This is a genomic window from Kitasatospora purpeofusca (genome assembly GCF_034043715.1).
Classification (GTDB): domain Bacteria; phylum Actinomycetota; class Actinomycetes; order Streptomycetales; family Streptomycetaceae; genus Kitasatospora; species Kitasatospora purpeofusca_A.
The window spans coordinates 1-14,719 of record NZ_JAXCLC010000115.1 but is presented as its reverse complement, the minus strand read 5'-3'; the positions used below and the strand labels follow the sequence as shown (position 1 = coordinate 14,719).

The 14,719-nt window shown below is 73.9% G+C and carries 9 protein-coding genes; 5 read left to right on the top strand and 4 right to left on the bottom strand.

Annotated elements, in window-relative coordinates; genetic code table 11:
* Window positions 1-68: 68 nt before the first annotated feature.
* Complete coding sequence (gene dapD / locus SM793_RS34730; RefSeq protein ID WP_413816103.1) at window positions 69-1,058, bottom strand: 2,3,4,5-tetrahydropyridine-2,6-dicarboxylate N-succinyltransferase; 990 nt, start codon at window positions 1,056-1,058, stop codon at window positions 69-71.
* Between the two features lie 134 nt (window positions 1,059-1,192).
* On the opposite strand from dapD, the gene SM793_RS34725 reads away from it, so the two are divergent.
* The 3 genes from SM793_RS34725 (at window position 1,193) to argF (ending at window position 6,596) form a co-directional block, all read left to right on the top strand.
* Window positions 1,193-2,680, top strand: coding sequence for a hypothetical protein (locus SM793_RS34725; protein WP_320442323.1), 1,488 nt, complete (start codon window positions 1,193-1,195; stop codon window positions 2,678-2,680).
* On the top strand, window positions 2,677-5,421 hold the full coding sequence (locus SM793_RS34720) for a polynucleotide kinase-phosphatase (RefSeq protein WP_320442320.1): 2,745 nt from the start codon (window positions 2,677-2,679) through the stop codon (window positions 5,419-5,421). The genes SM793_RS34725 and SM793_RS34720 overlap by 4 nt, the downstream gene beginning before the upstream one ends.
* Window positions 5,422-5,594: 173 nt before the next feature.
* On the top strand, window positions 5,595-6,596 hold the full coding sequence (gene argF / locus SM793_RS34715) for an ornithine carbamoyltransferase (RefSeq protein WP_320442319.1): 1,002 nt from the start codon (window positions 5,595-5,597) through the stop codon (window positions 6,594-6,596).
* A gap of 111 nt (window positions 6,597-6,707) precedes the next feature.
* On the opposite strand, the gene SM793_RS34710 is transcribed toward argF, so the two are convergent.
* Window positions 6,708-7,259 (bottom strand): superoxide dismutase family protein, encoded by a 552-nt coding sequence (locus tag SM793_RS34710; RefSeq protein ID WP_320442318.1) that lies wholly within the window; start codon window positions 7,257-7,259, stop codon window positions 6,708-6,710.
* Between the two features lie 187 nt (window positions 7,260-7,446).
* On the bottom strand, window positions 7,447-7,896 hold the full coding sequence (locus SM793_RS34705; protein ID WP_320442317.1) for a type II toxin-antitoxin system VapC family toxin: 450 nt from the start codon (window positions 7,894-7,896) through the stop codon (window positions 7,447-7,449).
* Between the two features lie 353 nt (window positions 7,897-8,249).
* Here SM793_RS34705 and acnA point away from each other — a divergent pair, with 353 nt between their 5' ends.
* A complete protein-coding gene (gene acnA / locus SM793_RS34700; protein ID WP_320442316.1) occupies window positions 8,250-10,898 on the top strand; it encodes an aconitate hydratase AcnA in 2,649 nt (882 codons plus the stop codon).
* Window positions 10,899-11,147: 249 nt separating this feature from the next.
* Here acnA and pepN read toward each other — a convergent pair whose 3' ends face one another.
* Window positions 11,148-13,712, bottom strand: coding sequence for an aminopeptidase N (gene pepN, locus SM793_RS34695; RefSeq protein ID WP_320442315.1), 2,565 nt, complete (start codon window positions 13,710-13,712; stop codon window positions 11,148-11,150).
* Window positions 13,713-14,001: 289 nt separating this feature from the next.
* Here pepN and SM793_RS34690 point away from each other — a divergent pair, with 289 nt between their 5' ends.
* Window positions 14,002-14,649 carry a disulfide bond formation protein DsbA gene (locus SM793_RS34690; RefSeq protein WP_413816102.1) on the top strand — a complete coding sequence of 216 codons (648 nt, stop codon included), beginning with the start codon at window positions 14,002-14,004 and terminating at the stop codon, window positions 14,647-14,649.
* The last annotated feature ends 70 nt before the right edge of the window (window positions 14,650-14,719 follow it).

Below are 14,719 nucleotides of genomic sequence, written 5' to 3'. Positions count from 1 at the left end.
GGGGGGGCCCCGGCGCGGGGGCCCCCCCCCCCCGGCACCGGGAGCCGGTCCCTCAGGGGCGGGTGGCGTCAGTTATGGGCGTGGAGGTCGGCGTTGAGACCGCCCCAGGAGCCGGAGCGCGCGATGACCTCGACGGCGCCGGTCTGGGAGTTGCGGCGGAACAGGAGGTTGTCCTGGCCGGACAGTTCGACGGCCTTGGCCACGGTGCCGCCCGGGGTGGTCACCCGGGTACCGGCGGTGACGTAGAGCCCGGCCTCGACGACGCAGTCGTTGCCGAGCGAGATGCCGATGCCCGCGTTGGCGCCGAGCAGGCAGCGCTCGCCGACGGAGACGACCTGCTTGCCGCCACCCGACAGCGTGCCCATGATCGAGGCGCCGCCGCCGATGTCGCTGTGGTCGCCGACCACGACGCCGGCACTGATCCGGCCCTCGACCATCGAGGTGCCCAGCGTGCCCGCGTTGAAGTTGACGAAGCCCTCGTGCATCACGGTGGTGCCGACGGCCAGGTGCGCGCCGAGGCGGACACGGTCCGCGTGGGCGATCCGCACACCGGAGGGGGCGACGTAGTCGGTCATCCGCGGGAACTTGTCGATCCCGTAGACGGCGAGCTGCCCGCCCTGGGCGCGCACGGCCAGCCTGGCCTGCTCGACCTTGTCCACCGGGACGGGGCCGATGCTGGTCCACGCCACGTTGGCGAGCAGCCCGAAGAGACCGTCCAGGCTCAGACCGTGCGGCTGGACCAGGCGGTGGCTGAGCAGGTGCAGACGCAGGTAGGCGTCGTGCGCGTCGAGGGGCTTCTCGTCCAACGAGGAGATGGCGGTGCGCACGGCGACCACCTCGACGCCGCGGCGGGCGTCGGCGCGCAGTGCCTCGGCGGCACCCGCGCCGAGCTCGGCCTCGGCCTGCTCGGCGGTCAGGAGGACGGTCCCGGCCGGGCCGGGCGCGGCGGTCAGCGCGGGGGCCGGGTACCAGGTGTCGAGGACGGTGCCGTCCGCGGCGATGGTGGCCAGACCTGCGGCAACGGCGCCGCTCACGGGGGAGGTGGATTCAGCAGTCACATCGTGCACGTTAACGAATCAGGGCGGCCGTTGCCGAACGCGCTCACCGTCCGGACAGATCGGCGGGACGCGACGCACCGGAGGAAATCCGGCGGTCGGGCGGTCGCGGCTCGGCGATACTCGGACGGGTGTTCATGTCGATCTCCACCACCGGAGCCCCTGGAGCCGCTGGTCCCCCCGGAGCCGCCGGTCCCGCCGGACGCCCGGCCACCGATCTGGCGCGCCTGCTGCACCGGCGGCCGGACGCGGTGCACCGGGTCGCGACCGCGTTCGGTGAGGCGCACGTCTTCTTCCCCGAGGCCGACGCGGAGCGCTGCACCGCAGTCCTGCTGGTGGAAGCCGGCCCGGAGGCACTGGTCCGTGGCCGCCGGGGCAAGGGCCGACCGCACGCCGGGTCGGACGCGCACGCCGGCGATCGCCCGTACGCGGCCTCCTCGGTGTTCGCGGCGGTGCTGCGGACGGTGTTCCGGCAGCTGCTCGGGCAGTCGCCCCGGTCGGACGGGCCGGACGGGGACGAGGTGCTGCCGCTGGAGATCGAGCTGCCGGTCGTCCGCGCGGACCGGGAGCCGGAGCCCGCCCCGGGCGGTGGCGACGGTGTCGCACTGGCGCGGCGGCTGTTCGAGCCGCTCGGCTGGCGGGTCGAGGCGGTGGAACTGCCGCTGGACGCCGCCCCCGCCGGTAATGCGCCCTACCTGCGGCTCCGGCTGGCCGCGCCGGCGGTCCGGCCGGCCGAGGCGCTGCGGCAAGTGGCGGCGCTGCTGCCGGTGCTGGACGGCGCCGCGCACCACTGGGTGCCGCCGGAGCGCGCGGATGTCGACGGGCTGCTCGCCGTCCACCCCGAGCGGGCCGTGATCGCCCGCCGCCTGGCCCGGCACGGCCACGCCGTGGCGTGGGGCGGGGACGGCCAGGACGGCGGGGACGGCGGGGCGGCAGTACGGGCCGCGCTGGGCGAAGTCGGGGCGAGGCGGGTGGTGCACTTCGGGTGCGGCGACGGCGAACTGCTCGCGGGGTTGCTCGCGGACGGCGGTCTCACCGAACTGCTGGGCGTGGACGTCTCACCGGCGGCCCTGGCCGTGGCCGCCCGCCGGCTGGGGCTGGAGCGGACGACGGACCCGGCGCCGGAGTGGGAGCTGCGGAGCGGAGCGGGCCGTACCCGGGTTCGTCTGGTGCAGGGCGCGCCGGTCTACGCGGACTCCCGTCGGACGGGGTTCGACGCGATGGTGTTCGAAGCCCCGGCCGAAGCCCTGACCGCCCCCGACCCCGAGGCCGCGACCGCGACCGCCCCCGGGACCGCGATCCCGGCCGCGACCGGGACGACGGACCGGGTGACGCCCGCCGCACACCCGGCGTACCTGGAGCACGCGGTGTTCGGCGCCGCCCGCCCGCCGGCCGTGGTGGCGACCGCGCCGTCCGGCGCCGACGGGGCGGCCTTCGCTGCCTGGGCGCGCCGAACGGCCGCCGGGTACGGCTACGCCGTCACCCTCCGCCCCGGGGCGGCCCCGTCGACCCCGGCCACCCCGGAAGGTCCGCCGACCCCGGGAGCCCCGCCGGCCTCCCGACCGCCCCTGCTCGCCCTGTTCGAACGCGGTACCCCGGCCCCCGGAGGAGGTGGGCCCCGATGACCCGGCCCGACGACGCACCCAACGCTCCCACGCCCGCACCGGCACGCGCCCCCGACCGCGCCCCCGCCCCCGCTCCCACGCCCGAGCCCCACCCCGTCCTCCTCCTGACGGAGGGCTCCCTCGTCCTCCTGGTCGGCACCAGCGCCGCGGGCAAGTCGACCTTCGCCCGCCGCCACTTCCGCCCCACCGAGGTGGTGTCCTCCGACACCTGCCGCGCCTTGGTGGGCGACGACGAGAACGACCAGTCCGTCACCGCGGACGCCTTCGAGCTGCTGCACTTCCTGGTCGGCAAGCGCCTGGCGGCCGGCCGGCTGACCGTCGTGGACGCCACCAATCTGCAGGTGAACGCCCGCAAGCAGCTGCTCGCCGTCGCCCGGGAGCACGACGCGCGGGCGGAGGCGATCGTGCTCGACGTCCCGCCGGGCGTGTGCGCCGAGCGCAACCGCACCCGTCCTGACCGTGAGCTGCCGGCGTACGTGATCCCGCGCCAGCACCGGGAGCTGCGCGCCTCCCTCCCGGGTCTGGCCAAGGAGGGCTTCCGCCGGGTCCATGTGCTGCGCGGGGCGGCCGAGGCGGCCGCCGCCGAGGTGGTGCTGGAGCGTAGGCGCGCCGATCTGCGCCACCTGGCCGGCCCGTTCGACCTGGTCGGCGATGTGCACGGGTGCCGGTCCGAACTGGAGACGCTGCTGGGCCGGCTCGGCTACCGGCTGGTGCGGGACGCGGCGGGCCGCCCGGTGGACGCGGTGCCGCCGGTCGGCCGGACCGCGGTGTTCGTCGGCGACCTGGTCGACCGGGGCCCGGACACCCCGGGTGTGCTGCGCCTGGTGATGGGCATGGTGGCGGCGGGCCACGCGCTCTGCGTGGCGGGCAATCACGAGCTGAAGGTGGCCCGCGCCCTGGACGGCGACCGGGTGACCCTCTCCTACGGGCTGCGGGAGTCGATGGAGCAGCTGGGGGCGGAGCCGGCGGGCTTCCGGGCCGAGGTGCGGGAGTTCGTGCGGGGCCTGGCCGACCACTACCTGCTGGACGGCGGCGCCCTGGTGGTGTGCCACGCGGGGTTGCCGGAGCGGTACCACGGCCGTTCCTCGGGCCGGGTGCGGTCGCACGCGCTGTACGGCGGCACGACGGGGGAGACCGACGACTACGGTCTGCCGGTGCGGCAGGCCTGGGCCGAGGAGTACCGGGGACGGCCGCTGGTGGTGTACGGGCACACGCCGCTGCCGGTGGCGAGCTTCCTGCACAACACGGTGTGCCTGGACACCGGCTGCGTCTTCGGCGGCGCGCTGACGGCGTTGCGGTACCCGGAGCGCGAGCTGGTGCGGGTGGAGGCGGAGCGCCGGTGGTACGAGCCGGTCCGGCCGCTGCTGAGCGGTGCGCCGGGCGGCCGGGAGGGGCGTCCGCTGGACGTGGCGGACGTGGCGGGGCCGCACACGGTGGAGACGGCGCTGCACGGGACGGTGGCGGTGCGGCCGGAGAACGCCGCGGCGGCGCTGGAGACGGTGGGACGGTCCGCGGTCGATCCCCGGCTGCTGGTGTACCTGCCGCCGTCAGTGCCGCCGGTGGCTGCCGGGCGCCGGCCGGGTTTCGCGGAGCATCCGGACGAGGCGTTCGCCGGGTACCGGGCGGACGGGGTGGGGCGGGTGCTGTGTGCGGAGCTGTTGCCGGGGCCGCGCGCGGTGGTGCTGGTGGCGCGGGACGACGCGGCGCTGGCGCGGAGGTTCGGTCCGGCGGGTCCGGGGGCGGTCTGGTCGCGGACCGGCCGGGCGCTGTTCGGCCGGGCGGAGGAGGCGGAGCTGCTGGCCCGGCTGCGGGCGGCGGCGGAACGGTCGGGGCTCTTCGAGGAGCTGGGGAGCGGCTGGTTGCTGCTGGACGCCGCCCTGACGGGGCTGCCCGCCTCCACCGCCGACGTCGGCCCGGCCGGCGCAGGGCTTCCCGGGGCGTCCCGGCAGGCCCGGAACGCGGCGGTCGTGGCGTCGGCGGGGGCGTTCCTGCCGCCGGTGCTGGCCGCGCTGGAACGGGCTGCCGCCCGGGGGCTCGACGTCGCCGGGGTGCTCGACCGGCAGCGCGGCCTGGCGGCGGACCTGCGGGACTTCACCGAGGCGCACCGGCGGGCCCCGGCGCCGGGACGTCCCCTGCTCGCTCCGTTCCGGCTGCTGGCCGCCGAGGGGGCGAACCTCGCGACCGGTCCCGAGCGCGAGCACCTGGCGCGGATCGACCGCCTGGTCGAGGCCGACCGGACGGCCTCCACCGTCCGGACGGCCCGCGATGCCCGCGATGCCCGCGATGCCCGCGATACCCGCGCCGCGCTGCACCGGACGGCCCACCGCTGGGTGGACACGGCGGACGAGGCGTCCACGGCCGCCGCCGTCGCCTGGTGGGAGGAGCTGACGGCGGGCGGCGGCGCGGGCATCGTGGTCCGTCCGTCGGTGTCGCCGACGCGGACGGCTCCGGGGGAGGGCCGCCCGGGCGGGCTGGTGCAGCCGGCGGTGCTGGTCAGAGGCCGCGAGTGGCTGAGGCTCGTCCACGGCCCGGTCCGCCCGCAGCACGCGGGCCACCCGGACCGCCCGGACCGGCCGTCCGGCGGCGCGCTCGGTCTGCGGCGCTCGCTGGCGCTGCGCGAGTACGCCCTGGGCCTGGAGGCCCTGGACCGGCTGGCAGCCGGGGAGCCGCTGTGGCGGGTGCACCAGGCGGTGTTCGCGGTCCTCGCCCTGGAGTCCGAGCCGCTGGACCCGCGACCGTGAGCCGGCGACCGTGAGCCCGCGGCCGGGTGGCGCCCGGGTGGCGGCCGGCCGAAAGGCGGACGGGGGCAGGCCCGGCGGAGGGGTATCAGTGCATACAAATTCTGAGCATCGTATAGACTTGCCGCTTTCCAGTCACCCGACCGTCACCGTCGCCGTCACCACAGGAGCCCGGAATGGCGTACAACCTCCGGAACAGACACTTCCTCAAGGAGCTCGACTTCACCCCCCAGGAGTTCCGTTTCCTGGTGGACCTCGCCGCCTCGCTCAAGGCGGCGAAGTACGCGGGCACCGAGCAGCCCCGGCTGCGCGGCAAGAACATCGCGCTGATCTTCGAGAAGACCTCCACCCGGACCCGCTGCGCCTTCGAGGTGGCCGCGCACGACCAGGGCGCCACCACCACCTACCTGGACCCGGCCGGTTCCCAGATCGGGCACAAGGAGTCGATCAAGGACACCGCCCGGGTGCTCGGCCGGATGTTCGACGGCATCGAGTACCGGGGTCACGGTCAGGCGGTGGTCGAGGAGCTGGCCGCGTACGCGGGAGTGCCGGTCTGGAACGGGCTCACCGACGAGTGGCACCCCACCCAGATGCTGGCCGACGTGCTCACGGTCACCGAGCACATCACCAAGCCGCTCACCGAGGTGACGCTCGCCTACCTCGGTGACGCCCGCTCCAATATGGGCAACTCGCTGCTGGTGACCGGCGCGCTGCTGGGCATGGACATCCGGATCGTCGCGCCGCGCGCGCTGTGGCCGGACGAGGAGGTGTGCAAGGCCGCCGAGTCGCTGGCCGGGGACAGCGGGGCCCGGATCACCCTCACCGAGGACGTCGCCGAGGGTGTCGCGGGCGCCGACTTCCTCTATACCGACGTATGGGTCTCGATGGGTGAGCCCAAGGAGGTCTGGGCCGAGCGGATCGCGCTGCTCAGGCCGTACCAGGTGTCGATGGACACGGTGCGGGCGACGGGCAATCCGCGGGTGAAGTTCCTGCACTGCCTGCCGGCCTTCCACGACCTCGGCACGGTGCTCGGCCGACAGCTGTTCGAGGAGACCGGCCTGGCCGAGCTGGAGTGCACCGACGAACTGTTCGAGTCGGCGCACTCCGTGGTCTTCGACCAGGCCGAGAACCGGCTGCACACCATCAAGGCCGTCCTCGTCGCGACCCTCGGCAGCTGAGGCGCCCCACCGACGGCGCCCCACCGACGGCGCCCCACCGACGGCGCCCCGACGACGCCGCCCCGCGAACGCGCCCCGCGAACGGCGAGCGCCGAACGGCGAGCGCCCCGGCTACTGCGCGCCGTCGTCCAGGTCCGCCAGGTTCACGCAGGCGGCCCGCTCGGCGGCGGTGTGCGCGCCGTTCGGGGTCCCCGCGTGCAGGACCAGGGAGCGGGCCTCGCCCGGCCGGGGCCGCCAGGCCACCGAGGTGGCGGCGGTAGCGTCGCCCCGCTCGTCGGTGCGCAGGGCGAGCCGCAGTTCGTTGCGGTCGTTGGCGTAGGCGGGGTCGGTGGACGGGCTGACCGGGTCCACCGCGTCCTGGTAGTGCGGGCCGGACGCGGCCGGGTCGGCCCCGCAGGAGCCGGTGTGCAGGTGTACCGGGAACTCGTGGTCGGCGGCGACCCCGGACACGCTCATGGTGAGGATCGTGTGGCCGGGCACCGAGCGGTCGACGATCACCCGCACGTGCGAGCCGAACGGCACCAGGTCCGGCGCGTGGCTGATCGCCGTCGGCGGGAGGAAGGCGGTGGCCGGGTCGAAGTCGGCCTCGGTGACCGAGACCGGCGAGGCGGCGGGCGCCAGCAGGGCGAGCGGGAGCAGGGCGGCGGCGAGCGGAGCGGGCATCGGCGGACCTCTTCGGGTGGGGGCGCGCGCACCCGGGTCGGGGCGCGGCGGACCTGGCATCCCGTTCAACGGCCCCGCGGGCACCTCGGACACGCCCGGCGGTCCCACCCGCCCCGCGCGAGCAGCCCCGCACCCGCCCTGCCTGCGCCTGTCAGCTCCTTGCCCGCCCTGCCCGCCCCTGTCCGCGCTAACCGCCGGACCGGCCGATCCCCCGGATCGCGCACCGGGGCCCGCTCGCCCGCATCAGCCGCAGGTCGGCCGTGACCAGCGGTGCGCCGACCAGCTCCGCCACCGCCACGTACGCGGCGTCGTCCGGGGTGAGGTTGTCCTTGAGTTCCCAGATCCGCCCGAGCAGCGGCTCGACCGGGACCTTGCGGATCGCCAGCCGGGGCAGTTCGGCGGCGAGTTCGCCGACCCGTTCGGCGTCGAGTTCGCGGGCCAGGTAGAGGCCGCGCAGGGACTGCATCACCTCGATGACGATGTGCTCGGGCGCGATCCACTCCCCGCCCGCGGCCAGTTCGGCGCGGGCGGCGGTGCCGCGCTCGCCCTCGTCGGCCAGTGCGAGCACCAGCGCGGACGCGTCCACCACGATCATCGGTCGGCCCCCGGCCCGTTCGGCGTGTCGGTCACCGGCCACGCTACCGAAGCACCAGTCACGCCACCGAAGCACCGGCCGCGCTATCGGGGCGCCGGCCACGCTGGCGGGGCCCCGGCAAGGGCCCGCGACGCGGCGGGCGCGCGGCACGGGGGGCGCGTGGCGCGACCCCGGGGGGAGGGGGCAGGCTGGACGTGGTGCCGACGTGGCGGACGCGGCGCCATGCACTATGGTTTATCTCGACATCGAGATAACTCCGCCTTAAGATATGTCTCGACATCAAGATACTTGCCGAGAGGCGCTCACCGGCGGTGCGGGCAAGGTAAGCCTAAGTAAGGCTGACCTTACCACCGTGGCGGCCGGATACCGCACGAAGCACCTAGAAGGAGTCAGTCGTGTCCGCGAACAGCTTCGACGCCCGCAGCTCGCTGCAGGTGGGCGACGAGTCGTACGAGATCTTCAAGCTCTCCGCCGTCGAGGGGTCCGAGCGGCTGCCCTACAGCCTCAAGGTGCTGCTGGAGAACCTCCTCCGCACCGAGGACGGCGCCAACATCACCGCCGCCCACATCCGGGCCCTCGGCGACTGGGACGCCGACGCCCAGCCGAGCCAGGAGATCCAGTTCACGCCGGCCCGCGTGATCATGCAGGACTTCACCGGCGTGCCGTGCGTGGTCGACCTCGCCACCATGCGCGAGGCCGTCAAGGAGCTGGGCGGCGACCCGGCCAAGATCAACCCGCTGGCCCCGGCCGAGCTGGTCATCGACCACTCCGTCATCGCGGACAAGTTCGGCACCCCGGACGCCTTCGTCCAGAACGTCGAGATCGAGTACGGCCGCAACAAGGAGCGCTACCAGTTCCTGCGCTGGGGCCAGACCGCCTTCGACGAGTTCAAGGTCGTCCCGCCGGGCACCGGCATCGTCCACCAGGTGAACATCGAGCACCTGGCCCGCACCGTCATGGTCCGCGGCGGCCAGGCCTACCCGGACACCTGCGTCGGCACCGACTCGCACACCACCATGGTCAACGGCCTGGGCGTGCTGGGCTGGGGCGTCGGCGGCATCGAGGCCGAGGCCGCGATGCTCGGCCAGCCGGTCTCCATGCTGATCCCGCGCGTCGTCGGCTTCAAGCTGACCGGTGAGCTGCCGGCCGGCACCACCGCCACCGACCTGGTGCTCACCATCACCGAGATGCTGCGCAAGCACGGTGTGGTCGGCAAGTTCGTCGAGTTCTACGGCGACGGCATCGGCTCGATCCCGCTGGCCAACCGCGCCACCATCGGCAACATGTCGCCGGAGTTCGGCTCGACCTGCGCGATCTTCCCGATCGACGCCGAGACCATCAACTACCTGAAGCTCACCGGCCGCGACGCGCAGCAGCTCGCCCTGGTCGAGGCGTACGCCAAGGAGCAGGGCCTCTGGCACGACCCGTCGGTCGAGCCGGTCTACTCCGAGTACCTCGAGCTGGACGTCTCCACCGTCGTCCCGTCGATCTCCGGCCCGAAGCGCCCCCAGGACCGTGTGGTCCTGGCCGAGGCCGCCGAGAAGTTCGCCGAGGCGCTGCCGGCCTACTCCGCCGAGGCCTCGAAGCCGACCGCCGTCACCGCTCCCGACGGCTCGTCCTACGAGATCGACAACGGCGCGGTCGTGATCGCCTCGATCACCTCCTGCACCAACACCTCCAACCCCTCCGTCATGCTGGGCGCCGCCCTGCTGGCGAAGAAGGCCGTGGAGAAGGGCCTGACGGTCAAGCCCTGGGTCAAGACCACCCTGGCGCCGGGCTCCAAGGTCGTCATGGACTACTACGAGAAGGCCGGCCTGCTCCCGTACATGGAGAAGCTGGGCTTCAACCTGGTCGGCTACGGCTGCGTCACCTGCATCGGCAACTCGGGCCCGCTGCCCGAGGAGGTCTCGGCCGCCGTGAACGAGGCCGACCTCGCGGTCGTCTCGGTGCTCTCCGGCAACCGCAACTTCGAGGGCCGGATCAACCCGGACGTCAAGATGAACTACCTGGCCTCCCCGCCGCTGGTGGTCGCCTACGCCCTCGCGGGCAACATGAACATCGACATCACCCGCGACGCGCTGGGCCAGGACGCCGACGGCAACGACGTCTTCCTCGCCGACATCTGGCCGTCCGAGAAGGAGGTCGCCGACACCGTCGCCGGCTCCATCGACGAGGCCATGTTCGACAAGGGCTACCAGGACGTCTTCGCCGGCGACCACCGCTGGCAGTCGCTCCCGGTCCCGACCGGCAACACCTTCGAGTGGGACGCCGAGTCCACCTACGTCCGCAAGCCCCCGTACTTCGAGGGCATGGCCAAGACCCCGAGCCCGGTGAGCGACATCGCCGGTGCCCGCGTCCTGGCCAAGCTGGGCGACTCGGTCACCACCGACCACATCTCCCCGGCCGGCAACATCAAGCCGGGCACCCCGGCGGCGCAGTACCTGACCGCCAACGGTGTCGAGAAGCGCGACTTCAACTCCTACGGCTCGCGCCGTGGCAACCACGAGGTCATGATCCGCGGCACCTTCGCCAACATCCGCCTGCGCAACCAGATCGCGCCGGGCACCGAGGGCGGCTACACCCGCGACTTCACCCAGGCCGACGCGCCGGTGTCGTTCATCTACGACGCCTCGCAGAACTACCAGGCCGCCGGCACCCCGCTGGTCGTCCTGGCCGGCAAGGAGTACGGCTCCGGCTCGTCCCGCGACTGGGCCGCCAAGGGCACCGCGCTGCTCGGCGTCAAGGCCGTCATCGCCGAGTCCTACGAGCGCATCCACCGCTCGAACCTGATCGGCATGGGCGTCCTCCCGCTGCAGTTCCCGGAGGGCGAGAACGCCGACTCGCTGGGCCTGACCGGCGAGGAGACCTTCTCCTTCACCGGTGTGACCGAGCTCAACGAGGGCCGCACCCCGAAGACCGTCAAGGTCGTCGCCGGTGACAAGGAGTTCGACGCGGTCGTCCGCATCGACACCCCCGGTGAGGCGGACTACTACCGCAACGGCGGCATCCTGCAGTACGTGCTGCGCAGCCTGATCAACGGCTGACCACCGCGCTGACGCCGAGGAGGCCGGACCGCACCCGCGGTCCGGCCTCCTCCGTCTTCCACCGGCCCGCCCCGCGCCGCCGAACCGGGCCCGCCCCGCGCCGCCGAACCGGGCCCGCCCCGCGCCCGCCGAACCGGGTCGCCTTCGCGCCCGCCGAACCGGCCCTCCCCGCACCGGTGGCCGGACATGCGTCGGCCCCCGCCGCGACGAGCGTCGCGACGGGGGCCGAACGGGTCGCCGCAGGGCCGGTCAGCCCCGGTCGCAGGCCTGCGCCCGCAGCGCCCGGGCCAGGTCGTCCCGGCGCTCCAGCACCAGCCGGCGCAGCGCGGGCGCCGCGTCCGGGTGGCCGGTCAGCCAGGCGTCGGTCTCGGCCAGGGTGGCCTCGTCGACCTGGGCCTGCGGGAAGAAGCCGCCGACGATCCGCATCGCGATCTCGATGGTCCGCTCGGCCCAGACCCGCTCCAGCAGCTTGAAGTAGGGCGCCGCGTAGAGGGTGGTCAGGTCGCGGTGGCCCGGCACCGCGAAGCCGGCGATGTTGGCCTCGACCAGCGCGTTGGGCAGCTCGTCGGAGTCGATCACGGCGGACCAGGCGGCGGCCTTGGCCTCCGGGGTCGGCCGGGCGGCCAGGCACTGGGTGTGCTGGCGGCGGCCGCTCGCGGTGTTGTCGGCGGCCAGCTCCCCGGCCAGCTCCTCCTCGCCGGCGTGCCCGGCCGAGGCCAGCGTCAGCCACAGCGCCCAGCGCAGCTCCTGGTCGACCTCCAGGCCGTCGATCCGGGCGGTGCCGGCCAGCAGGCCGCGGACCAGGCCGAGGTGCTCGGAGCCGTTGGCGGTCTGGGCGAGGAACCGGGCCCAGGCCAGCTGGTGGTCGCTGCCGGGTGCGGCGGCGCGCAGTTCGCGCAGCGCGCTGTCGGCGAGCAGCCGGCCGCCCTCGCCGCGCCAGGCGGGGTCGGCGTAGAGGTCGACGGCGGTCTTGGCCTGGGCGTGCAGCGACTGCAGGACGCCGATGTTGGCCTCCTGGCCGCCGAACCGCAGGACCAGCGCGACGTAGTCGCGGGCCGGCATCAGGGCGTCCCGGGTGAGGTTCCAGACGGCGGACCAGGCGAGCGCGCGGGCCAGGTCGTCCTTGATGTCGCCGAGCCCGGTGCGCAGGGCCTCCAGCGACTCCTCGTCGAAGCGGATCTTGCAGTACGTCAGGTCGTCGTCGTTGAGCAGGACGAGCGCGGGCCGGGCGAGGCCGGTGGCGCCGTCGACGACGGTGCGGGCGTCGGTGACGTCCAGTTCGAAGCGCTCGGTGCGCACCAGCGCGCCGTCGGCGTCGCGGTCGTAGAGGCCGACGGCGATCCGGTGCGGGCGCTGGACGTCGCCGTCCTGGAGGACGGCGAGTTCGGTGATCCGGCCCTCGGCGTCGACGGTGAGCTGCGGGGTGAGGGTGTTGACGCCGGCGGTCTGCAGCCAGGAGGCGGCCCAGGACTTGAGGTCGCGGCCGCTGGTCTCCTCCAGGATGTCCAGCAGGTCGGCGAGTTCGGTGTTGCCGAAGGCGTGCCGCCGGAAGTAGCGGCGGGCGCCCTCGAAGAAGGCGTCCGCGCCGGCGTACGCCACGAGCTGCTTGAGCACCGAGGCGCCCTTGGCGTAGGTGATGCCGTCGAAGTTGAGCTTGGCGTCCTCGAGGTCCCGGATGTCCGCCGTGATCGGGTGGGTGGTGGGGAACTGGTCCTGCCGGTAGGCCCAGGCCTTGCGCTGGTTGGCGAAGGTGACCCAGGCGGCCTGGTAGCGGGTGCCGGCGCCGACCAGCCCATAGGAGCCCATGAAGTCGGCGAAGGACTCCTTCAGCCACAGGTCGTCCCACCAGCGCATGGTGACCAGGTCGCCGAACCACATGTGCGCCATCTCGTGCAGGACGACGTTGGCGCGGGCCTCGTAGGCGGCGTCGGTGACCTTCGAGCGGAAGACGAACTCCTCGCGGAAGGTGACGCAGCCGGGGTTCTCCATCGCGCCGATGTTGTACTCGGGGACAAAGGCCTGGTCGTACTTGCCGAAGGGGTACGGGTAGTCGAACTTCTCGTGGAAGAAGTCGAGTCCGAGCTTGGTGACGCCGAGGATCTCGTCGGCGTCGAAGTACGGGGCGAGCGACCTGCGGCAGAGTGCGGCGAGCGGGATGTCGAGCACGGTGCCGTCGGCGAGGGTGCGGCTGTAGTGGTCGCGCACGACGTGGTACGGGCCGGCGACGACCGCGGTGAGGTAGGTGGAGATCGGCTTGGTCGGCGCGAACTCCCAGGTGCGGGCGTTGCCGTCCTCGGTGACGCTCTCGTGCGCGGCGTTGGAGCGGACGTCCCAGGCGGCCGGTGCGGTGACGGTGAAGGTGAACGGCGCCTTCAGGTCGGGCTGTTCGAAGGTCGCGAAGACCCGGCGGGCGTCGGCCGGCTCGTAGTGGGTGTAGAGGTAGGTCTCGCCGTCGACCGGGTCGGTGAAGCGGTGCAGGCCCTCGCCGGTGCGGCTGTAGGCGCAGTCGGCCTCGACGGTGAGCACGTTCTCGCCCGCCAGGCCGTCGAGGTGCACCCGGGCGCCGTCGTAGGCGGTGGCCGGGTCGAGGGCGCGGCCGTTGAGGGTGACGGCGCGGACCGCGGGGGCGAGCAGGTCGACGAAGGTCGAGGCGCCCGGCTCGGCGCAGCGGAAGGCGACGGTGGTGGTGGACCGGAAGGTGGCGGCCGCCGGATCGGGGGCCGAGGTCAGGTCAAGCCGGACCCGGTAGCTGTCCACGGTGAGGATGCTGGCCCGCTGCTGGGCTTCGTCGCGGCTCAGGTTCTTGCCCGGCACGGCGGTACTCCTTTGTCCGGCTCGCACGGTGGTGCGGTCTTCGCTGGTGCACTGGTGCGGCGCGCTGTGGCGCTGCGGGGGCATCCTTTCACGCCCCTCGCGCCGGTACCATTGCACAATTCGTCGGGGCGGGCCGGAATCACCTGCGCGGTCCGGGTGTTGGGGGTGACGGGGCGATCGTGCGGGTCCGCGCGGCTCCGGCCCCGGCGGCTTTCCTGCCGCCTTTCCTCCGCTTTCCCGCCGCTTTCCCCCCGGACGACTCCCGGACGACTCTCGAAGGACGACAGCCGTGACGACTGCCGCTGATTCCGCCGCCACCGAGCGCAAGACCGCCGACTTCTGGTTCGACCCGGCCTGTCCGTGGGCGTGGATGAGCTCCCGCTGGCTGATCGAGGTCCAGCAGCTCCGTCCGGTGGACGTGAACTGGCACGTCATGAGCCTGTCGGTGCTGAACGAGCACCGCGACCTGCCGGCGAACTACCGGGAGCTGCTGGACAACGCCTGGGGCGCGGTGCGGGTGTGCATCGCCGCGGCGGAGAAGCACGGCGACGAGGTGCTGGGCCGGCTGTACACCGAGCTGGGCACCCGCTTCCACAACCAGGGCCTGCCGCAGAACCGGGAGACGATCGAGGCGGCGCTGGCCGCGGCCGGTCTGCCGGTGGAGCTGGCGGACGCGGCCGGTACCGATGCCTACGACGAGGCCCTGCGGCTCTCGCACAAGGAGGGCATCACCCTGGTCGGCGAGGACGTCGGCACCCCGGTGATCGCGGTCCAGGGCCCGGACGGCGGCCGGGTCGCGTTCTTCGGCCCGGTGGTGACCCCGACCCCGCGCGGCGAGGCCGCGGCCCGGCTGTGGGACGGCACGCTGCTGGTGGCCTCCACCCCGGGCTTCTACGAGATCAAGAGGACCCGCACCGCGAGCCCCTCCTTCGAGTAGCCGCCGCACGCGCGGGAGCGGGGGGGGGCCCCGGCCCACAGGGTACGGGGACCCCCCCCCCCGCGGGGGG